Below are 21,582 nucleotides of genomic sequence, written 5' to 3'. Positions count from 1 at the left end.
CCGGCCGACACGAGCGGAGGAATCTGCCATGAGATCATGGTCGCGAAAGACGAGATGGCCGCGAATGACGAAATGGTCGCGAACGACACTGCTGCTGACGGCGCTGCTGATCGGTGGGCTATCGCTGCCCGCGTTCGGCCAGTCCGCGGTGCAACCCAGGATCACTTCCCAGCAGGACGACCAGCGCACGATCGACGAGTACCGGGTCAACGGCAAGCTCTACGCGATTCGCATCGCCCCCAACGACGGCAAGGCCTATTTCCTCTATGACGACAATGGCGATGGCGACTTCAAGCGGATCGACGCGCCCAGCGTTCCCGTGCCGGACTGGGTTCAGAACGACTGACCCCGGTTTTCGAGCGCCGGCACGCCCGACGCCGCTGTCCTCCGGCGTCCAATAGCCGGTAGGAGAGCGCCCCGCGAGCCGCTACAATGCGCGCTGGCTTTTTTATCCTGCGGTTTTTCATCAGCGGTTTTTTATCACTAATGTCCGCCCCAGATTCCGAGATCCCATGGCCGTATTCACCCCGTTGAGCGACGAACAGGTCGCCGAGTTTCTCGACCGCTACTCCGTCGGCCGCCTGCAAGCGCTCAAGGGCGTGCCGCAGGGTACCGAGAACAGTACCTTCTTCGTCACCACGGAACAGGGCGAGTGGGTGTTGACGCTGTTCGAGCAGGGGGAGTTCGAGGATCTGCCGTTCTTCGTCGATCTGCTAGATTATCTGGCCGAGCGTCAGCTGCCGGTGCCGGGCCCGGTCCACGATCGCGACGGCGTCGCGCTGCAACGCCTGGCCGGCCGCCCCGCCCTGCTGTTTCCGCGCATGCCGGGCAGCCACCCCAGCGCCCCGAACCTGACCCAGTGCGCCGCGCTCGGCGATGCCCTGGGCCGGATGCACCAGGCCTCGCAGCACTTCACCGGCGAGCGGACCAACCCGCGCAATCTCGACTGGCTCCAGCGCCGCCATCGCGAAGTCCTGCCGTTTCTCTCGGCGGACGATCAAGCCCTGATGACCCGCGAGATCGCCGACTATGCCCAGGCGTTCGACGGCATCGAGCTGCCCACGGGCGCGATCCACGGCGATCTGTTCCGCGACAACACGCTGTACGATGGCGACCGGCTCGGCGGCATCATCGATTTCTACAACGGCTGCACCGGCGATCTGCTGTTCGATCTGGCGATCGTGATCAACGACTGGGCCAGCGACGACGCCGGCGATCTCGATCTTCCACGCTACGAGGCCATCCTCGGCGCCTATCTCGCGCATCGCCCGCTGACCGGGCAGGAACGCGAACTGTGGCCGACCATGCTGCGGCTGACGGCGCTGCGCTACTGGCTGTCGCGGCTGCTGGTGATCCATGTCGACCCGCCGGCGCACGACATCACGCCGCACGATCCGGCGCGCTTCCGCATCCTGCTGGGCCGACGCCTCGACGGCCGCGTGCCGGCGCTGCCCGACGCCGCCGGATGAGTCGCGATTTTCGTCACGAGGCCTGCACTGCCGGCCTCTTTCGACTAGCTTTTCCCTGACATCAGTGGTCGTGATCTTCTCGCGACGTCATAATGCGCGCCATTCGCGTTCCCGGCCCATCGTCATCATTCACGCCGGGATTCATCGCCGGTCGTTCATCACCGGTCGCACGGAGAACGTCATGCAGCACTCTTCCCCCGCCGCACAAGCCCGCCGCACCTACAATATCGACCAGTGGGGCAGCGGCTATTTCGATGTCGACGATCTGGGCCGCACCTTGGTCCGCCCGCTGGGCAGTGAAGTGCCCGGGCCGACGCTGGTGCTAGACACCCTGGTAGACCGCCTGCGCGACGCCGGGCTGCGCCTGCCGGTACTGGTTCGCTTCATCGATATCCTCCACGATCGCGTCGAACAGCTCTGCATGGCCTTCGACCGCGCGATGAAGGAGGAGGATTATCAGGCCAGCTACACCGCGGTCTACCCGATCAAGGTCAATCAGCAGCGCCGCGTGGTCGAGGAGATTCTCGCTACCCAGGAGCGCGGTCATGGCCGGGTCGGACTGGAAGCGGGCAGCAAGCCGGAGCTGATGGCGGTGCTGGCTCTTTCCGGCGACGACGGCTCGTCGCTGATCGTCTGCAACGGCTACAAGGATCGCGAGTACATCCGCCTGGCGCTGATGGGCGAGAAGCTCGGCCACAAGGTCTATCTGGTGGTCGAGAAATACTCCGAGCTGAGCCTGATCCTGGAAGAGGCCGAAAACCTCAAGGTGAAGCCGCGCATCGGCCTGCGCGCCCGACTCTCCTCGGTGGGCAAGGGCAAGTGGCAGGATACTGGCGGCGAGAAGTCCAAGTTCGGCCTCACCGCCAGCCAGCTGCTGGCCATCACCGAACGGCTGCGCGACGCCGATGCGCTGGACAGCCTGCAGTTGGTGCACTTCCACCTCGGCTCGCAGATCGCCAACATTCGCGATATCCAGCGCGGCCTGCGCGAGTGCGCCCGCTTCTACCACAGCCTGCGCGAGCTGGGCGCGCCGATCGACACGGTGGACGTCGGCGGCGGCCTGGGCGTGGACTACGAAGGAACCCGTTCGCGCAGCTTCTGCTCGATCAACTACTCGATGCAGGAATATGCCACCAACGTGGTGTGGGCCTTCCGCCAGATCTGCGAAACCCACAATCTGCCGCACCCGCAGTTGATCTCCGAATCCGGCCGCGCGCTGACCGCGCATCACGCCGTGCTGGTCACCAACGTGATCGGTGAAGAGCGGCTTGGCCACATCGAGCCGGAGCGTCGGGTCGAGGGCGACGCCCACGTGGCCGAGCTGTGGCGCGTCTACGACCGTCTCGAAGGCATGCGCGAGCCGCGGGATCTGGTCGAGGCGTATCACGACGTGGTCCAGGCGGTGGGCGAACTGCAGGATCGTTTCGTGCTCGGGCTGGCCGACATGCAGGCCCGCGCCGAGGGCGAATCAGTCTACTTCGCCGCCTGCCAGCGCCTGCACAAGCGCCTCGACAACCGCAATCGCGCGCACCGGGAAATTGCCGACGAGCTGGCGGAAAAGCTCGCCGACAAGCTGTTCGCCAACTTCTCGCTGTTCCAGTCGCTGCCGGACGTCTGGGGGATCGATCAGGTCTTCCCGGTGTTGCCGCTGACCGGGCTGGATCGCGAACCGACCCGCCGCGGCGTGATTCAGGACATCACCTGCGATTCCGATGGCCGGATCGATCTCTACGTCGACGGCCAGGGGCTCGAAAGCACGCTGCCGCTGCCGGAGTGGGACGACGATGACGACAAGCTGATCGGGCTGTTTCTGGTGGGTGCCTACCAGGAGATCCTCGGCGACCTGCACAACCTGTTCGGCGACACCGACTCGGTCGACGTCGCCCTCGACGAGAACGGCGAGTGGCGGCTTTCCCACGTCCAGCAGGGTGACGCCGTCGCCGACGTGCTCGGCTACGTCAACTTCGACGCCGTGGCGCTCAAGCAGAAGCTCACCGAACAGCTGATCGCCAGCCCGCTGAGCGTCGAAGAGCGCGAACTGTTCGTCAGCGAGCTGTCGGAAGGGCTCAGCGGTTATACCTATCTGGAGTGATGGCCGCGAGCCGCGAGAGCAATATGGTCTCCGGTAAGAGAAGAGCGCCAGCGGTGAATGCCGCTGGCGCTCTTCGTAGCCCGTAGCGGGTTTTATCGCGTGCGCGTGCCGACATCCAGCCCCAGCGAGAGCGAGAGGCCGAGTACCGCGTCGCGGGGTAGCTGGCCGACGCCGGAGGGCGTGCCGGTCAGGATCACGTCGCCCGGCTCGAGGGTGAAGGTGCGGGTCATCTCCTCGATCAGCGACGGTATGTCGAACAGCATGTCGCTGGTCTTGCCGCTCTGCTGACGCTTGCCGTCGATATCGAGATGGAACGTGATCGCGCTCCAGTCGACATCGCCTTCCACCGGCACGAAACGCGAGATCGGGCAGGCACCGTCGAACGCCTTGGCCCGCTCCCACGGGTGGCCCTTCTCCTTGAGCGCGGACTGCACGTCTCGCAGCGTCAGATCTAGCGCCAGGCCGACCCCGACCACGCCCTTCATCGCCTCTTTCGCACTGACATGACTCATGCGCTCGCCGATCAGCAGCGCCAGCTCGGTCTCGAAATGCACCTCGCCATGGGCGAACTGCTGCTCGATCGGCTCTTCCAGCTCGACGGCACTGGTCGCAGGCTTGATGAACAGGATCGGCGACTGCGGCACCGGGTTGTTGAGTTCCTTGGCGTGTTCGGCGTAGTTGCGCCCCACGCAGAGAATCTTGCCCAGCGGCAGGCCGGTCTCGAGACCGTCGGTGAATCGGGTGATGAAAGGCATGGCGAGCTCCAAAGCAAAAGCGATGACCGTTGAGAATCTCTAGAGAGATAGAGAGATCGACCTTCCAGGCGAAAATCGAGCCTCTAGACGCAAGAAGCCGCCGCTGGCGGCAACTCATCGAGTCTACCTCCAACGGCGGCTTATGGCACCACGCCGACTTTTCGGTCAATTCCGAGCGCCTGCGGGCGATCCGGTACCGGCCGGCGCGATCAGGGTCTCAGTGCGTGCCCTGCTGGGGCGTCCACACTTCGTCCGGCTGATGCGCCAGGAACGACGGACGCTGCTTCCGGGCGCCGAACGGCTGCACGCAGGCATTGTCGCGACGGTTGTAGACGAAGAACGCATTGCTGCGAGGGTCCGGCGACATGTTGGCGTTGGAGCCATGCAGCGTGTTGCAGTCGAACAGCAACAGCCCGCCCGCGGCGCCGGTGGGCGCTTCGATGCCGCGCGCATTGATCAGCTCGCGCAGCGCTTCGTTGCTCGGCACGCCAAGTTCCTGCTGCTTCAGCGACTGCTTGTGGTTGTCGTCCGGCGTCTCGCCCAGGCAGTGCACGAACACCTTGTGCGAGCCGGGGATCAGCATCAACGGGCCATTGAAGTGATGGTTGTCCGTCAACACGATCGAGGCGCTGACGGCGTGCATCTCGGGCATGCCGTCTTCGGCGTGCCAGGTCTCGAAGTCCGAGTGCCAGTTGAAGCCCTTGCCGTGGAAGCCGGGCTTGTAGTTGATGCGAGACTGATGCACGTAGACATCGCCGCCGACGATCTGACGGGCGCGGCCCATCAGGCGCTGATCCTGCGCCAATTCGTTGTAACGCGGGGACAGGTGATGAATCGCGAACAGCGAGCGGATCTCGTGGCTCTGCGGCTCGGTAATCGAGAAGTCCCGGTCACGGAAATCGTCGCGATCGAGCATCACGGCCAGTTCTGCCCGTAACGCCTCGAGTTCCGCCTGGCCCAGGAAGTTGGGCTCGAAGAGAAAACCATCGCGTTCGAAGCGATCCAGTTGCTCGCCGCTCAACGGGCCATCCAGATGGCGCCCTTTGACGACCTCCTCCTGACGCGGCTGCCAGAGCGCTTCCTGCGGCTGGCGTAGGCGTGTCGGATAGCGATCCTGCTTCGTCCACGTGGCATTCTGGGTTTTGGGGGATGCGGTCTGTACTGACATCCAATCACCTCCAAGTTTGTGATCAGGGTTCAGATCCAGTCCTAGGTGCGATGAAGCATCGAACAGTGCGTCGCACTAAACTTGATTAGGAAAGGGTCAAAGGATCCTCGGTTATCTTTCAAAGGGATACTCATCCTAGAAAAACGGACGGAAATTTCAAATCCTGCAACGGTGGAAGTCGCCGCCGCTTCTCCAGTGGCGCTCACGGTGACATCCGCCGACTGCGGCAACGATAACGTAAATCAATTAATGCTGAATCGCCTCTGACCCGCTTACACGACGACACAATGCCGGATACGGCTTTCATCATGGCGTCATACCACCACGCCACACTATGCCCCCAGAACGACGAGCCCAGACCACGCTCGCTTCTTCCCAATCTCTGGAGGTACGCCATGATTCGCGTCACGCTGGATCTCACCTGCTCGATCTGCGATCACGATCAGTTCTATCTCCCCGTGCGGGCCGAGGAGAGGCAGCAGATTCGCTGCGCGAACTGCACCGCCTTCAAGTGCTACTCGGCAGACCTGGAAAACGCGATGATCGCCCTGAGTCGTGACAGAACGCGTGACAAAAAGAAACAATCCGGCCAGGACCGGCCGGGGCAGGATCGCGCCAACGCCGCATGATCGTCGGCGATGGCAATGGCAATGGCGACGGCATGACGATCAGTCCATCGGCGTCGTGCCGGCCTTGTCGGACGTCTTGGCAGCGCGAGGATTCGGCAGTCGCCAGGCGGTGGGTTCCCAGTCATGGTAGGGCCGCATCGGCTTGACCACCGCATCCCGATAGAAAGAGACGAACGGCTCGGCAATCAAGGGCGGGTCGGCCTTGGGGACATCGCCAAAGTGGCAACGGAAGTTGGCACAATTCAGCGGTTCTTCTGCATGGGCACTGGCGCCCCCGCCGGCGCTCGAACCCGCGCTCCAACTCATCACGCAGATGACGGTCATGAAACAGCTGAGGGTTTTCATGGCATTCCCGTTCCTGATGGCCCGCTCGCCGGGCCGGAATCGCGACGAAAACCCTGAGTGTAAGGAGGCGCACGACCTGGCGCCGCCTGAAAGCTGTAGTACCCGAGGCGCGAGAAACATCAGATGTCAGTCGCGGCTTACCACCAGTGCAGCGGATAGCGGCGATGCCGCGCCAGATTGTTGATCAGCACCGCGATGAGCAGCATCAGCAGGCACCCGGTCGCTACCGGGAAAAACGCATAGGACCAGCCAAGCGAGTGCAGCTCCCCGGACCCGATCACCGCGATCAACGCCGTCGCGCCGCCCGGCGGATGGAGCGTGTGGGTCAACTGCATCAGCAGGATGGAGGTCGATACCGCTACCGCCGCCGCGACCCAGCTATCGCCGAGCAGCTTCCAGACCAGTACGCCGCACAGCGCCGAGAGCAGATTGCCGAACAGCACGTTGCGCGGCTGGGCGAGCGGGCTTTCCGGCGCGGCGTAGAGAAGTACCGAGGTCGCGCCGAAGGACCCTACCATCAGCAGCGAATGCGTCTGAAGCGACTGCGCACTCAGCCATCCCACACCGGCCATGCCCAGAAACGCGCCCAGCCATGACCAGACCGCGTCACGCCAGCAGGGAGTCTTGCGGCTCACTGGCGAGCCTTTCATCTTACCGAGATACGTCTTGACCATCTTGACCCAGGAAGCCGATAAAAAAGGAGCGCTATATTGCCATCGGGCAACGAGCCCGCCAAATAGCGCTTGGCTATGGTTTTAGAGTGCGCGGGCTAAGGGGGAATGGAGCCTCCTTTTTCAGCGAGGCGCACTGCTCCAGACCATGCTCGCCGGGGCGGAGAACCAGTAGCCGAGTAACCATGAAATCAAGCAGTATGCTTGGAGAGTGCCAGTAAGCGGACTCGAACCACCGACTTACACATTACGAATTCAGGAACCAGGTATCATCGCAACCAGGATGCAGCGCTCCGGGCCTGCCAGAGCCGGCATCACAAGGGATCTGACAAATCACTATAGGTTTGTTTTGGCACAGCGATTGTACCAAAAATGCACCAAGATCGGAGCGCTAAACGTCACTTTACTCGTCTGCCGAAATATAATTACTACGCGAATTGACATATTGTTACGCAAAACGTAGATTCAACTTAGCGTAAGCGTACCGCTTACTTGTGGCAGCTGCCGCTAATAGGATGCCAGGAAGCCCTTCGGGGCGCTCGAAAGAGCTGAAGTGGGGGAAGGGCGGGACCTTGGAATAAAAGCCTGCACAACCTCGTGACAAAGGTAGACGCGCCGGCACAGCTGATTGCTGTTTTGGCATCCTAACGGTAGCGAAAGCATGATCAGCTGTGTAGTGCCTGTGTGATGGTAGGTAGCGTCTACTATTCAATCCCCTTAGAGCTCGGTGATGCACCAATTCAAAGTCTCTAGTAATTCAATTGCATCTATGGGTAGCCTTGCATCAGGGCTAAACCTAAGTCGTGAGCAGCTCAATAAAGCTTTAACAATCCCTGCCGAGTCGAGATATGTCGAGGTCAAGGGAGCTATACCAAAGAGTGATGGTACTAAAAGAACTGTTTATAACCCTCATCCCTCTATAAGATTGGTCCAATCCAGAATCAACAAAAACATCCTTGCCAACGAAAATATTATTTCTTGGCCTGATTACATCTACGGATCAATTCCTAACTCTTACAAAGGGACAAACGAAGAAGTAAGAAAAGACTACATTGCCTGTGCCTCAAAACACTGCCTCTCCAAGTCGCTATTAAAAATAGATATCAAAGATTTTTTCGACAACATTCACCGGGATCATGTAATCAACATCTTCCAGGATATTCTACATTATCCCAAAGAAATAAGTGAAATCCTTACAGACCTTTGCACCTTTAACGACTGCTTGCCACAGGGCGGACTAACTTCTAGCTATCTAGCGTGCTTAACGCTCAACTTTTCAGAGTATTCCGTAGTTCAAAGATTAAAAAAGAAAGGCCTGACCTATACTAGATATGTAGATGATATAACTGTCTCATCCAAGGTCAGCAATTACGATTTCGGCTATGCGAAAAGAATAATTTACGACATGCTCGATCAAAAAGACCTTCCAACAAATGAAGAAAAGTGCTCTGTAACTTATGACTCTTCGACTCCTTTGATTGTGCATGGCCTAAGAGTATCGTTCCAGTCTCCGAGGCTACCTGTAGGGTCCCGGATGATCGGATCGCCTATAGAAGTTATCCTCTGCTAGCAGCGAGAGAGCTTCTTCAGCAATTCATCCGGGAGCAAGTTCATGGACATCAAGCTGCATAAACAAGCGACCACGACACCGAAGATCCGGGCCGAGATCCAGGCAGCGCCCTCCAGCATCACGGATAGCGAGCTGGCTCGCCAGTATGGCGTCGCCACCGCGACCATACGGCGCTGGCGCTACCGTGACGATGTCCATGATCGATCGCACACGCGTCACAACCTGCTGGCCACGCTCACGCCCGAGCAGGAGGAGGTGCTGATCGCAGCACGCGAATTCCTTCGCCTCGGCCTGGATGATCTCCTCGTCGTGGCGCGTGAGTTCCTAAACTCCCGGTTGTCTCGCTCCGGCCTGCATCGCATGCTCCAGCGGCGCGGCGTGCCGACACTGGCGGAACTGGCTCGGCAGGACATCGGAGATGACGAGAAGCCGAGGCACAAGCCCTTCAAGGACTACGAACCGGGGTATGTGCACATCGACATCAAGCACCTGCCTCGGATGCCCGACGAGCAGCAGAAACGCTACCTGTACGTCGCCATCGATCGCGCCACGCGTTGGGTGTATCTGGAGATCCGAAGCAGTCAGTCCGCGAAGGATGCTCGCGCGTTCATGAAGCAGGTGGAAGAGAAGGCGCCCTTCAAGATCCAGACGGTGCTGACTGACAACGGCAAATCCTTTACCGATCGCTTCACACGTGCAGGTGAGCGCAAGCCCAGCGGCCGGCATCCGTTTGACCAGGAGTGCCAGGCACATGACATCGAACACCGCCTGATCAAGCCGGGAAAGCCGCAAACGAACGGCATGGTGGAGCGCTTCAACGGCCGCATCAGCGACGTGCTGGCGACTCGGAGCTATGCCTCAGGCGAGGACCTGGAACAGACGCTGAAACGCTATACCTGGCTGTACAATCACCACATCCCGCAGAAGGCACTGCACCATCAATCACCTATTGCGATGATGAAAGAATGGCAGACTAAACGGCCTGACTTATTTACCAGGCGGGTGGTTAATCACACGGGACCCGACAGCTACCTGCAAAAGAAGTAAGCAAAATCCGCGCTGCCGTCAGATCAATAGAAAAGTTGGCAACGATAACGAATTACAGGACTACGCATACTTATAGAAAAGACTACAATCGCTGCATGGGAAGAGTTAACAAATTAGCACGAGTCGGACATAGTCAACATTATAAACTAGTGGATCGTCTCACGGCGATAAAGCCTTTAGCAAGAAGACAAGATGTAAGAAGAGTCCGCAGTACATTGCGGAAACTTGAGTGCTATCACGCCACACACAAGAACACCCGCTGGTACTATGACAGATACAACACTGCAAACGCGAAACTGAACATCATACAGCGAAACTTCCCTAACATAGCCGGTATTCTCAGGCTTAAATTAAAAGCTATTAAGCCAGAGTATCATCACAATGCGTACAAATAAAATTAAAACTATATTACAGGGCTGGCTTAATCCTAGTCAAGATTTTTATCTAATTAACGCTACGTGCTTAGGAGTTGCTTTATTCGGACTAATAGCAGGAACAGCAGTATTAATAATAACATTTTTGGCTGGCGAAACGTACAGCAAAGAAATTTGTTTATCTAATGAGTGTTTCGATAATTTTTATAGAAGCATAAGCTCCTCACTGATTATCTTTAAAACCACCGGAACAATCGCACTTGGCATATTTGCATTTGGAAGTTTTGGCGTAGCATGTAAAAATTACGTGAACAATAAGGTGACGACAAATAGTAACATCCATCTTTCGCATATGAATCTTTTCCTGAATTTTTCAGAAAAAGAAGCTTCAAAAAAGGACAACCTAAACTTAAACTCTATAAATTTTATGGAGTGGTACAACTTGGCATACAAGGATTCTCAAGAAGGAAGTCTGAAGACATCAGAAAGATATATGCAAAACCTTAAGAGGATCGAGGAATTAATCGAGCTGTCAAACGAAGAGTTCCATGGCCCCAGCATGACTGATTTTGACTATCGGCGACATCAAACCAGGATGATCGATTGTTTTAAGGAATTCGGCATCCAACTAAACAGGCTGCCAAGGTTGAAATTTTACGAAGTAGAATCTCAAACGCTTGAGCTAATTAATACAATCAATGTTTCCTTTTGTAAAATCACCCAATATGACCATTTGTTATCTTTACGAAGATACAGGTAAGAATCGGGCTACGATGGGCAACAAAATTCGTAGTATAAAAAAGCTCTGCCTCCTCATGTACTACGCAAATTCGCGTAAAAAATCGCACCCTCCAACCCCCAGCGCGCCCAGTGCTAGCGCGGCTTCCGCCCAACTGCAAACGTACGTAATTTCGACCTATTTAGCATGCGGGGCGGGGTGCTGATCGCGCGGCTCAGGTCGCAGCGAGCCAGGGGCGGGCCACAGCCAAACAACAAAACCGCCTCGACTGGGCGGCTTTGAATCGCTTCAAGTGACTGATAAATAAGATAAATATGCCTGGTGCCGGTAAGTGGACTCGAACCACCGACCTACGCATTACGAATTCACGTTCCCGCCTTTTTCTCGCCTTCCCCCACCTTCTATCGGATACGACAAACCACTACAAATCAAGGTATTACGAATTCCGCTTATTCCATCCAGTTCTTTCCAACCCCCTGCGCTTTACTCCCTCCCATATACCCGGCATATTCCCAAACTATACCCAGCCGGACACACGCACTCCCGCCGCCCTGCCGCCAGCCCTTGGAGGCCCAATGCCACGTATCACCTTCACCAAGAAGACACTCGACGCCTTGCCCCTGCCAGCCGAAGGAAAGCGGGCCACCTACACGGATGCCAAGACGCCCGGCCTGGAGCTGCGTGTGACGCCCAAGGGAACAAAGACCTTCACTTGCCAAAGGTGGGTACGTGCCGATTCACGCCCCGAGCGCGTGACGCTGGGGCGCTACCCGGCCATGACCATCGAGCAGGCCCGCCGCCAAGCGCTGGAAGTCAGTAGCGCGATTGCTGGCGGCCACAACCCGGCGGAAGTGCGCCGCCAGCTTCGGGGAGAATTGACCTTCGGCGGGCTGTTCGTCGAGTTCATGCGCCTGCACTCGAAGCCGAAGAAGAAGACGTGGCGGGAAGACCAGCGCAATTACGACCGCCACCTGGCACCGACACTCGGCAAGCGGAAGCTTTCCAGCCTGGCCCGTAAGGACTTCGCCCAACTGCATACCTCGGTCAGCCGGGGGGCACCGGCCCACGCCAACAAGGTGCTGGCGCTGTGTTCGGTCATGTTCAATTGGGCGATCAATGCCGGGTTATGGGATGGTGCCAACCCCGCCGCCGGGATCAAGAAGAACAAGGTCAAGCAGCGTGACCGCTTCCTTCAGCACCATGAGCTGCCACGCTTCTTTCAGGCGCTGGCCGCTGAACCATCGGACACGGTGCGGGACTTCTTCCTTGCCTGCCTGCTGACCGGGGCGCGGCGCTCCAATGTGCTGGCGATGCGATGGGATCAGCTCGACTTGGCGGAAGGCGTGTGGCGAATCCCCGACACGAAGAATGGGGAGCCCCAGCTTGTCACGCTTGCCAGCCAACTGGTCAGCGTGCTGACGGATCGCCAAGGCAAGGCATCCGGCCCCTGGGTCTTCCCCGGCGAGGGCAAGACCGGACACTACGCCGAACCCCGCAAGGGCTGGGAGCGGATTCTGGCAAGGGCTCAAGCACTCGGTATCGTCCGGGCGCTGGCGGACGCCGAAGGATGGAGCGAAGGCGATGTGGAACACGCCGTGGGCTTTTCACTCTCCCAGCCCCGGCAAGCAGTGAAGCACTATGCCGCCATGCTGGATCGGCACGGCCTGGAGCCCGCCAGCTTCGCCTTGACCGGTCTGCGCATCCACGACCTACGCCGGACCCTCGGGAGCTGGCAAGCGCGGCACGGGGCATCGCTCGCGATCATCGGCAAGTCACTCAACCATAAGAGCGTGCAGGCAACGGCGATCTATGCCCGGCTCGACATCGACCCTGTGCGCGATAGCGTGACCCGAGCGGTCGATAATCTGCTATCGGCTGGCGGCGTCATCGAGTCCGGCAAGGTGCTTCCCTTCGAGCGGAAGACCATCGGCTAACGGTGCGTTTTCCGGGGCCGTGCGTTTTCGTCGTGTCCATTGTGTTTTTGTGTCCTTAACGCTCATATCAATTTGATTTTAAACAATAAATTCCACAAGACACAAAATGAAAAGCAGCGGAACACGAAGCGCCCGAACACCTTTTGTGTCTCGCTTTCAGCCGATCCGCCAGCCCCTTTCCCGGCCCCGCGCCAACCCGCCTGAAGCCCGGTTCTCGGATACCGCCCGGCCCATTCAAGGCAGACACAAGCCCGCCGGGCCGGCACTGCCCGACGCCCCATCGGCCTGCATCGAAGCCCCGCGCACTGCCCCGCCTGCTTGGTGGCTCAATCAGGGCTGGGGGAAAGCCATGTATTGGGGTAGTGTTTACGAGTAACGATTACTCGGGGAACGCACCATGGGCATCATCCTTGATATTGACGAGCGTGGGCTGGCCCGGCTGGTGACGGCAGGCGATACGGTAGACACCATCGCGATCGGCCGCCCTGGCGGCTGGTGCGTCGAAATGGACATGAGCAACACCCGGTGCCGGCTTGTCTCCAAGCGTGGCAACGTGCGCCACTTCGCCCGGTTCGAGACGCTGGCGGCCTACCTCAAGCGCCTTGGCATCGTGCGCTTCAAGGTCGAGGCGGAAGGGTATCAGGCGGTTCCCGTCCGCCAGCGACCGGATGCCGCCAGCCGAATGCAACGCGCCCATGAGATCGCCCAGCGTGAAGAGTGAGCGTGATAGCCGTGACGCGGGGCTTGCCTTCCCCGGCGGCAGCGTTGAAGTGCAGATGGATGAAATCGAACATGTCCGCTATCTGCTTGAAGAGCGCAACCGGGACTTTGAAAGCCTCACCGATATTCCACGTCATGACTTGCTCAAACCCGAATGGCTAGGGAGAGAGCCTGGATTGACGCTTGGCAAGATAGCCGCGCTACGGCTTGAGATCGCTGGACGGCGCCCCGGAAGCGATACCCGCGAAGCACTGGAAGACGTGGCGGGCATAGCCATCAAGTCCATGGACGGCCCGCTAACCGAAGCCGATATATGGCGGCTGTGCTACCGGCTCGCCTACCTGGTGGGCGACGGCATCCACGTGGCACGGGACGCCCGCAAGGCCATCGAGGAAGACCGCACCCGTGTCGCTCGCCATGCTGGCAAAAACCGCCATAAGAACCTTGCGCCAATCCGACAGTACGCCCACGGCCTGCTTCCCGACATCTGCTATGCCGACGATGGCAAGGGTGAGCGACTTCTCCAAAAAATCACCGTCGACGCCCTCAAGGCAAAGCTGGAGCGACGTTTTCCTTCGGGGGACATCCCCAAGTGGGAAACGCTACAAGGCTGGCTCAAGGTGTGGTGCCACGAGCTTGGCTATGACGACTGGCGGCACATGCCCAAGACCCTTGATGGCTGGCCGGACCATCTACCTGGTGAAGCGGGAGGCGCCTCCAAATGACAGATACCCTGCCAGACCGCCCGCCCTTGCTCCTTGGAGGCATTCCGTTCGAGCCTTCCACCGATGATCTTGACGAGCTGCGCGACGAATTCACCGCGCTGCCTGGCTGGCCGCTGCTGGCCCCCCTGTTCGATGAAGTGCTTGAGCTGGCGGCCAGCTCCCGCCACGAGCTTGAACGGCTTGGCGTGCCCCCGCTGGGATACTTCGATGAGCTGCGCCCGCTGGTGTTCGGTATAGGCACCTTCCTGCAACACCGCGAGCGGCGGGCAAGGCTTGGTGGCGACGATTCGGGCATGGTGTATGGAATCGACATGACCCTTTCCGCTTGGGAGTGCAATCAAGTCAAGGCGCTCGACGCTGCTGGCAAACGGGCCGCATTGGCCCTGGCCGTGTGCGCCCGCAGCCTCAAGATGCTGGTGGAGTGGGATACCCACCACGAGGAGGCTGACAGCGACATCCTACGCATTGGCGAGCGTATCAACCTGATACGGGAAGCCTTGGGCTTACCCATGGAGACAGACAGCCCCGCCCACCGTGTCGCCCTATCCCTGTCGACCGCCCGACAATCTGACGCCGTACGCAAGGATCGCACCCGTATCGCTCGCCATGGTGGCAACCGCAAACATAAGAGCCTTGAGCCAATCCGACGGTACGCCCACGGCCAGCTCCCCGGCATTTGCTATGACGACTCGGATAAGCGACTTACCCAAGCTGCCGCCATCGAAGCCATCAAGGCAAAGCTGGAGCGACGTTTTCCTTCGGGGGACATCCCCAAGTGGGAAACGCTACAAGGCTGGCTCAAGGTGTGGTGCCACGAGCTTGGCTATACCGATTGGCGACACCTGCCCAAGTCCCTTGATGGCTGGCGCCCGGCCCTTCTCGCCAAAGCAAGGAAGCCCCCACGAAAAGGGGTGTCAGCTTAGCTACGCTCTCCCCCTCTTCGTTCGTAGCCATGAGTCTTGTCCCGTCCGTCAGCGCAAGGGGTGCTGACGATAAACAGGACAGATGCCATGCAGCACGAACACCAAACCAACAATGCCCAATACCCGACCAACCCGCCGCCCGCCAGCCTGCTCCCGTGCAATCGCGAGCCTTTCGCCCCCAGCGGCATGGACCCCAGCACACTGCTGACGACCGGGGAGGCCGCCGCTTATCTCGGTATGGCAAAGAAGACGCTGGAGACCTGGCGTAGCAATGGGCGCTATCCGCTCCGGTATTGCAAGGTGGGCAACCGGGTTCGCTACCGGCTGCGCGACCTGGACGAGTGGCTGGCCTCCCGGATGCAGGAACACACCGGCCAAGGTGAAGGGGGGCAGTCATGAACGGCGTCCTCGATCCCTACGCCCTCGGCTGCGTGCTTCACGGTCTCGGTAATTCTTGGTGCCAGCATCGGACCATCCGCGCCGTGAGCTGGCATCCGGGCCTGAAGATCGCGCAATTCAGCAACCCGGAAGGGCTGGTGCTGCCGCTGGTGCTCGATCCCGCCAAGGTGGAGGCATTTACCGCCTGCTTGCCCTACGCCACCAGCGAAGCGTTTGGCGAGCTGCACGGCCACGGGCGCTTCGCCCTACGCGGCGATTACGTCGAAGAGCTGGCGGCCATCGGTCAGTTAGAAGAGTTCGTGACCTACTACTTTGGCCCTGACCCCGCCGGCGTCCAATTCATGCAGCAAGCCGGGCCACGGCTGGATTGTGGGGAGACCCGCGAGCAGTGGGAGGAAACATGCCGCCGGCTCGATGCCATCCGCCCATGGCTGGCGGGAGAGCCGCTGAACCGCCAGCATGGGAGGGCAACCGCATGAAACACTGCCCGCGCTACCAGCCGCCCTACCCTGGCGGCAACCCGCTTCGTGGCCTCGGGGAGATGATGCACGATCCTTACGGCCTGGGCTTTCGCATCGTGGCACCCGACCAGCCTGGCCCCCACTACCCTTGCCGGCATTCAGCCATCTACGCCGTGAGCCTCTATCCCGGCTTGGGGCTGGCGCAATTCAGCAACCCGGAAGGGCTGGTGCTGCCGGTCGTGATTCCCCCCGCCAACCGTCCCGCCTTTGAAAAGATGATGGCGGGCGCCTACGCCCGCCAGCTCAGGCACCTGCGTGGGCATGGCCGCTTCGCACTCAGGCTCACCCGGATGGGTGCCGGGCGCTTCGCGTACTGCCCGCCCGATCGCAAGAAGGCCATGGAGGGCACGTTTTCCAGCTTCGTGACCTACTACCTGGCGCCCAGCCTCGAAGAGACACGCTTCTTGCAGGATGGGCCGTCGCCCAAGGAGAGTGGCAACGGCGAGCCACCGACCGGCCCCGAGTGCCCGGAATACTGGCGGGCACTGTACGAAGAGCGTGAAGCCTTGCGGGCCTGGCTGGCGGACGATCATCCCTCACCGGCCATGACCGATCGGGCTAGCGACCTATTCCCGTTCCCGGCGAATTCGCCAGCGCTTGCCGCCAACAGCTCCGGTCATGAGCCACGCGCCCCGATCGAAGACATGGAGGCATCCGCCCCGTGGAACCACTCCGCCTGACCCTGGCACGCGCCCAATAAAAACCCCAGTGCAGAAACACCGGGGTAAGGAGTCATTCAATGTACTCGAGCAAGCCTATGATGCCCGGCACGGCGTGGCAAGCCCCAGCGCTTGCCGCTGCCCGCGTGAACGGCTATCGTACCTATGCCGCTGCCAATTCAGCGGCCGGGCGTGGAAACCCGACTTATCCAAGGCGCACAAGCGCCCCCAATGACGACGGCGCTTTTTTAGCGCCCGTCAGTTATGGCGGCTGTGCGTGGGACGCTTTCGGGCGTGCCGGTTCCCTTGGATGCCGGTTTTCCACCCCGCGTACAGTCGCCACCCAATCCCGTGGAAAGGACGGTGGTGACTCCAATATCCAAGGAGCTTCACCCATGGCATCAGTCCGTCTATTCCCTGCCCGCTTCATCCGTTCCCGTGCCCGCGCTCACCGCGCCATGGCACGTGCCGCGCTGTTCAGCGATTCCAGCACCGCCGTGCGCCTGCACCGGTACAACGCCCACATGGCGAAGGCTCGCATGCTGGACGCTTTGCTGGCGGAATCCCGCCAGCCAGCGGATGCCGCCCCGGCCCATACCCGGACACTCTTCACCGTGCGGGAGGCTGCCCAATGAGCCACTTCGATACCCAGCCAGACGGCACCTTCCATTCGCTCACCAGCCCCGGCACTGGCCCGTTCCTGTTCGCCGCCAATGCCAAGGTGCCGCGTGTCGATGCCTTGCGGGAAGCCGCCGTGATGCTTAGCACGCTGCAACCGACACTCAAGAAGGCCATTGCCGAAGTGGAGTCGATCCGCAGCGACAACGCCTACCTGATGCACCACGCGCTGGAATCGGCCATCGCCATCATCGACACCGTTGCCAGCAACCTGGAACGCGGGGGATGGGATATGGACATCGGGGGAGAGCCATCATGATCCAGCACACAACGGCCATGGGCAGAGCGGGCCACCACCTCCGCGAGTCCGCCCACGCCATCGAAAGCATCTCGAAGCTGGTGCAGGAAGACGTGCTTCGCGTGGACACCGAAGACGGTACGCCCTTTCTCGCCGTCGGCAGTTACCACAACCTGATGTCGGCCATCATCGAGCTAAGCCGCCGCATCATTGAACTGTCGGACGATATGGAGCAACTGGGCAAGGAGCAAAGGGTGGGGGTAGGACTCGCCAGCGCCGGGCAGCCCCGTAACCCAGCCGGGAGCATGCCATGAGCCAGCGAACCCAAGCCGACCTGACCCAGCGCTTCGATACGTGCAAGCGTGCCGCCCTGGGCGAGATGGACCGGATATTGGCCCAATGGCTGCCCGGCGGCCAGACGCAAAAGCGTGAATACGTGGTGAAGAACCCGACGCGGGATGACAGCCATGCCGGTTCGTTTTCGGTAAACCTGGACCATGGTGGGTGGTATGACTTCGCCACCGGCGACAAGGGTGGCGACCTGGTGGCCCTGGTGGCCTACGTCGAGCATTGCGAGCAGTACGCCGCCTTGCAACGCATGGAGAGCTTCCTGGGTATCGAGCCTCCCGACCATGCTGGCGGCCACGCCGCCAGTCCCCCAGCCGCTAGACCGCCAGCCAAGCCCGCCAGCCAACCGGAACCGCCAGAGTGGGAGCCGGTAGTCCCGGTCCCGCAAGCGGCCTTGGCAAGCATTCCCAGTGCTCACCCGAAGCATGGCGAGCCGTGGAAGCGCTGGCGGTATCTCGATAGCGCCGGGCACCTACTGATGATCGTCGACCGCCACCACCTGCCACCGGCCCTCGGCCAGACGAAGCCCAGCAAGGTCTTTTCCCCGCTGACCTGGTGGCGGCGTACCGCCACCGGGGAAGGCAAATGGCAACGCAAGGGGCTGCCCGATCCGCGCCCGCTGCTGAACCTCGACCGGCTGGCGGCTAATCCCGGCGCCCCCGTGGTGGTCTGTGAAGGCGAGAAAAGCGCCGATGCTGCCGCCGATCTGATGCCCGAGTACGTCGCCACCTGCTGGCCCAACGGTGCCCAATCCGCCAGCAAGGCGGACTGGACGCCGCTGGCCGGGCGCAACGTGGTGCTATGGCCCGACAACGATCAGGCCGGTATCGAGTGCATGGAGGCACTGGCGACCCGCCTGCAATCGGTAGGCGTAGCATCGGTGCGCCTCATGCGGCTGGATCACTTCGACCGGCTGGCGGATTGGGACGGCGAGCAAGCGGCCTTCAAGGAAGGTGGGGAGTGGCAGGAACATGACGACGCTGCCGACCTGCTGGGCCGCGCCTGGTCCCCTCTGCACCTGACCGCCCTGGCAAGCCAAGGTGTGCTGTTCCGCGATCCGCCAGCGCCAGCCAAGGGCAAAGGCAAGACGAAGAGCAGTAACCAGAAGGGCAAACGCCGGGCCGCTGCGCAGCATACGCCGGGCTTCGAAGTCCGGGATCAAGGCGTCTACGCCATCCCGGAAGACGGCGAGCCCCGGCGCGTCTGCGACCGGCTCAACATCATCGCGCAAACCCGTGACGAGCGCGGCCACAACTGGGGGCTATTGGTCGAGTTCACCGACCCGGACGGCATCGCCAAGCGCTGGAACATCCCCGCCGAAGCCTTGATTAGCGAGGGTGCCAAGGATGCCATCTCGCCGCTCCTTTCCATGGGCTTGAAGCTCGACCCCAAGCGCCCGGCCCGGCTCGGCAAGAATGACCTTATCAGCTACCTGCAAGGCTTTGCCGGATCGGAACGGGCACGGCTGGTGGATCGGCTGGGCTGGCATGGTGAAGCCTACCTGCTGCCCTCCGGCTCGATTGGGCAGAGTGGTGAAGCGCTGGAGTTCGTCAACCACGGGGCAGAGCTACCCGCCATAGAGACCGCTGGCACGCTGGCGGATTGGCAACAGCATATTGGTGCCCTCTGCCCCGGCAATGACCGGCTGGTGTTGTGTGTCTGCGCGGCCCTGGCTGGCCCCTTGCTGCGTGTGCTGGGGCTGGAGTCGGGAGGCTTCCACCTCTATGGCGATAGCTCCGGGGGCAAGACCACACACCTTCAAGCGGCGGTATCCGTCTATGGAGCGCCCAAGCTGGTGAGAAGCTGGCGGTCCACCGACAACGCGCTGGAATCCATCGCCGCCGCCCACTCCGATGGCCTGCTGGCGCTGGATGAGATCGGCATGTGCAGCCCCCGTATCATTGGCGAAACGGTCTACATGCTCGGCAACGGGACCGGCAAGGCCCGCGCCAATGACCGTGGCAACGGCAAGCCGGTTCGTCACTGGCGGCTGCTGTTCCTATCGACCGGGGAGAAGACCCTTGAACAGCACATGGACGAAGCCAACCAGATGCACCGCACCGGCATGGATATGCGGATGCTGGGGGTGCCTGCCGACGCTGGTGCTGGCATGGGGCTATTCCAAGAGCTGCACGGTCTGGCCGGCCCCGATAAGCTATCGGACGCTCTCAAGGCCAGCGTGGCGAAGTATTACGGCACGCCACTGGTGGCATGGCTCGATAGCCTGACCCAACCGGATAACCTGGCCCATGTGGTGCGGACCTACGCGCCCACGCTGGCCCGCTTCGAGCAGGAGACGCTACCCGACAAGGCCAGCGGGCAAGCGCACCGTGCGGCCTCCCGCTTCGCCCTGGCGGCACTGGCCGGCGAGCTGGCGACGGATTGGGGGGTAACGGGATGGGAGCGCTACACGGCATGGGGAGCGGCCAAGACGTGCTTTGCCGCCTGGCTGGCGGAACGTGGCGGCGCTGGCGATCAGGAAGGAACCAAGGTGCTCGATGCCTTGTGCCACCTGGTCGAAACCCACGGTGATGCCCGCTTCACCCGGCTTGGCGTCAACTACCAGACGGACGCCCACGCGCCCCGAACGCCCAACCGGCTGGGCTGGAGGCGCACCGAAGATCCAAGTACGGCAAATGACTTCATCGCCGTGACCACCTACTTCATTCCGCCCGCGACGTGGGGGAAGGATGTATGGGGACGGCCCGGCATGCCCTCCGCCCGCCAAGCCAACAAAGTGCTGAAAGAGCATGGCGTCTTGCAGCTCGACCACGAAGGCAAGACATCCATCAAGGTTCCCGGCCTCAAGGTGGGTGGTGCCACACGCTTCTACACCTTCACGGACGTAGACCTTTATCGAGCCCGCCGCGCCGCCAATGACGAACAGGAACAGGTAGCCTAACCCACGCCACGCCCCCGCCAGCCATCGCGCTGGCGGCATCTCGATAGCCCCGGCTACCTGCTGAACCTCGACCGCCCCAGCCTGCCGCCAGCACCCGACCCAACAAAGCCCCGGCCATGCGGCCCGCTGACCTGGTGGCTCCTGCCGCTGCCCGCAGCCTACCCCGCACCGGGGATACCCATGCTTGCCGATACTCTGCCCATGAGCGAAAAGCCGCCCTCCGGCATTTCGTGTCGTGTCAGCCCATCGCGGCCATCGGTAGCGGCCAGACGATCATGCCGACTTCCAAGACACAAAAGGTGTCCGGCGCTTTCGTGTCCCGCTGTCTTTCATTTTGTGTACTGACAACATATCCCTTTATAAACAAAGGGATATACCCACTCAAGACACAAAGACACAATGGACACAACGATAACGACACGACCCGATATTGCCATGCCCCTTGCCCGAAAGGCGGGCACCCGATCAGCGGCAAAATACCGCCAGCCCCGACGCATCGGCACCGGGGGTGCAGCCGCCGTGAAGCTCTCGAAGGGTAATAGGTATATAGGTATCCAGCCGCCCCCGTGTAGGTAGGGGGAGTCAAAAGTCTGGAGCTTGCTTGCCTGTAGACCGCCTGCCCATCTTCGCGTGTAAAAACGGGAAAAATGGGAGGGGGTGTCTTGATTCAGGCCAT

At 60.7% G+C, this 21,582-nt stretch carries 22 protein-coding genes; 18 read left to right on the top strand and 4 right to left on the bottom strand.

The window, feature by feature from the left end; translation table 11 throughout:
• Positions 1-64 precede the first annotated feature (64 nt).
• From R5R73_RS02800 to speA, 3 genes are all read left to right on the top strand, one after another.
• Positions 65-346 carry a DUF2782 domain-containing protein gene (locus R5R73_RS02800; RefSeq protein ID WP_322528711.1) on the top strand — a complete coding sequence of 94 codons (282 nt, stop codon included), beginning with the start codon at positions 65-67 and terminating at the stop codon, positions 344-346.
• 166 nt (positions 347-512) lie between these two features.
• Entirely contained in the window at positions 513-1,469 is a 957-nt protein-coding gene (locus R5R73_RS02795; RefSeq protein WP_322528710.1) for a homoserine kinase, read from the top strand.
• Positions 1,470-1,650: 181 nt separating this feature from the next.
• Positions 1,651-3,561 carry a biosynthetic arginine decarboxylase gene (gene speA, locus R5R73_RS02790; RefSeq protein WP_071232678.1) on the top strand — a complete coding sequence of 637 codons (1,911 nt, stop codon included), beginning with the start codon at positions 1,651-1,653 and terminating at the stop codon, positions 3,559-3,561.
• A 92-nt stretch (positions 3,562-3,653) separates the two neighbouring features.
• On the opposite strand, the gene R5R73_RS02785 is transcribed toward speA, so the two are convergent.
• Both R5R73_RS02785 and thpD read right to left on the bottom strand, forming a co-directional pair.
• Entirely contained in the window at positions 3,654-4,316 is a 663-nt protein-coding gene (locus R5R73_RS02785) for a fumarylacetoacetate hydrolase family protein (RefSeq protein ID WP_322528709.1), read from the bottom strand.
• 217 nt (positions 4,317-4,533) lie between these two features.
• Positions 4,534-5,484: an ectoine hydroxylase gene (gene thpD / locus R5R73_RS02780; protein ID WP_322528708.1), complete on the bottom strand. Its 951-nt coding sequence runs from the start codon at positions 5,482-5,484 to the stop codon at positions 4,534-4,536.
• Between the two features lie 395 nt (positions 5,485-5,879).
• Here thpD and R5R73_RS02775 point away from each other — a divergent pair, with 395 nt between their 5' ends.
• Positions 5,880-6,113, top strand: a complete 234-nt coding sequence (locus R5R73_RS02775) for a hypothetical protein (RefSeq protein WP_322528707.1) — start codon at positions 5,880-5,882, stop codon at positions 6,111-6,113.
• Between the two features lie 39 nt (positions 6,114-6,152).
• Here R5R73_RS02775 and R5R73_RS02770 read toward each other — a convergent pair whose 3' ends face one another.
• On the bottom strand, positions 6,153-6,458 hold the full coding sequence (locus R5R73_RS02770; RefSeq protein ID WP_322528706.1) for a hypothetical protein: 306 nt from the start codon (positions 6,456-6,458) through the stop codon (positions 6,153-6,155).
• A 137-nt stretch (positions 6,459-6,595) separates the two neighbouring features.
• A complete protein-coding gene (locus tag R5R73_RS02765) occupies positions 6,596-7,132 on the bottom strand; it encodes an HPP family protein (RefSeq protein WP_322528705.1) in 537 nt (178 codons plus the stop codon).
• A 727-nt stretch (positions 7,133-7,859) separates the two neighbouring features.
• On the opposite strand from R5R73_RS02765, the gene R5R73_RS02760 reads away from it, so the two are divergent.
• The 14 genes from R5R73_RS02760 (at position 7,860) to R5R73_RS02695 (ending at position 20,906) form a co-directional block, all read left to right on the top strand.
• On the top strand, positions 7,860-8,699 hold the full coding sequence (locus R5R73_RS02760; RefSeq protein ID WP_322528704.1) for a reverse transcriptase family protein: 840 nt from the start codon (positions 7,860-7,862) through the stop codon (positions 8,697-8,699).
• Positions 8,700-8,741: 42 nt separating this feature from the next.
• A complete protein-coding gene (locus R5R73_RS02755) occupies positions 8,742-9,746 on the top strand; it encodes an IS481 family transposase (protein WP_322528703.1) in 1,005 nt (334 codons plus the stop codon).
• A gap of 381 nt (positions 9,747-10,127) precedes the next feature.
• Positions 10,128-10,880: a retron Ec48 family effector membrane protein gene (locus R5R73_RS02750; protein ID WP_322528702.1), complete on the top strand. Its 753-nt coding sequence runs from the start codon at positions 10,128-10,130 to the stop codon at positions 10,878-10,880.
• A 554-nt stretch (positions 10,881-11,434) separates the two neighbouring features.
• A complete protein-coding gene (locus tag R5R73_RS02745) occupies positions 11,435-12,793 on the top strand; it encodes a tyrosine-type recombinase/integrase (protein ID WP_322528701.1) in 1,359 nt (452 codons plus the stop codon).
• Positions 12,794-13,190: 397 nt separating this feature from the next.
• Positions 13,191-13,514: a hypothetical protein gene (locus tag R5R73_RS02740; RefSeq protein WP_322528700.1), complete on the top strand. Its 324-nt coding sequence runs from the start codon at positions 13,191-13,193 to the stop codon at positions 13,512-13,514.
• A complete protein-coding gene (locus R5R73_RS02735) occupies positions 13,504-14,238 on the top strand; it encodes a hypothetical protein (protein WP_322528699.1) in 735 nt (244 codons plus the stop codon). Before R5R73_RS02740 ends, R5R73_RS02735 begins: the two co-directional genes overlap by 11 nt.
• On the top strand, positions 14,235-15,161 hold the full coding sequence (locus tag R5R73_RS02730) for a hypothetical protein (protein ID WP_322528698.1): 927 nt from the start codon (positions 14,235-14,237) through the stop codon (positions 15,159-15,161). The genes R5R73_RS02735 and R5R73_RS02730 overlap by 4 nt, the downstream gene beginning before the upstream one ends.
• An 87-nt stretch (positions 15,162-15,248) precedes the next feature.
• The gene (locus R5R73_RS02725; RefSeq protein WP_322528697.1) at positions 15,249-15,560 is read left to right on the top strand and encodes a helix-turn-helix domain-containing protein; all 312 of its coding nucleotides are present in this window, start codon (positions 15,249-15,251) and stop codon (positions 15,558-15,560) included.
• Positions 15,557-16,039, top strand: coding sequence for a hypothetical protein (locus R5R73_RS02720; RefSeq protein ID WP_322528696.1), 483 nt, complete (start codon positions 15,557-15,559; stop codon positions 16,037-16,039). The genes R5R73_RS02725 and R5R73_RS02720 overlap by 4 nt, the downstream gene beginning before the upstream one ends.
• On the top strand, positions 16,036-16,761 hold the full coding sequence (locus tag R5R73_RS02715) for a hypothetical protein (protein ID WP_322528695.1): 726 nt from the start codon (positions 16,036-16,038) through the stop codon (positions 16,759-16,761). Before R5R73_RS02720 ends, R5R73_RS02715 begins: the two co-directional genes overlap by 4 nt.
• A gap of 374 nt (positions 16,762-17,135) precedes the next feature.
• Positions 17,136-17,375 carry a hypothetical protein gene (locus tag R5R73_RS02710; protein WP_322528694.1) on the top strand — a complete coding sequence of 80 codons (240 nt, stop codon included), beginning with the start codon at positions 17,136-17,138 and terminating at the stop codon, positions 17,373-17,375.
• Positions 17,372-17,677: a hypothetical protein gene (locus R5R73_RS02705; RefSeq protein WP_322528693.1), complete on the top strand. Its 306-nt coding sequence runs from the start codon at positions 17,372-17,374 to the stop codon at positions 17,675-17,677. The genes R5R73_RS02710 and R5R73_RS02705 overlap by 4 nt, the downstream gene beginning before the upstream one ends.
• Positions 17,674-17,970 (top strand): hypothetical protein, encoded by a 297-nt coding sequence (locus tag R5R73_RS02700; RefSeq protein WP_322528692.1) that lies wholly within the window; start codon positions 17,674-17,676, stop codon positions 17,968-17,970. The genes R5R73_RS02705 and R5R73_RS02700 overlap by 4 nt, the downstream gene beginning before the upstream one ends.
• On the top strand, positions 17,967-20,906 hold the full coding sequence (locus R5R73_RS02695; RefSeq protein WP_322528691.1) for a DUF927 domain-containing protein: 2,940 nt from the start codon (positions 17,967-17,969) through the stop codon (positions 20,904-20,906). The genes R5R73_RS02700 and R5R73_RS02695 overlap by 4 nt, the downstream gene beginning before the upstream one ends.
• Positions 20,907-21,582 lie beyond the last annotated feature (676 nt).

It is taken from the genome of Salinicola sp. LHM, from assembly GCF_034479735.1.
GTDB lineage: Bacteria > Pseudomonadota > Gammaproteobacteria > Pseudomonadales > Halomonadaceae > Salinicola > Salinicola salarius.
Note: the sequence above shows the minus strand (reverse complement) of the source record. Positions and strands in the feature narration are given on the sequence as shown.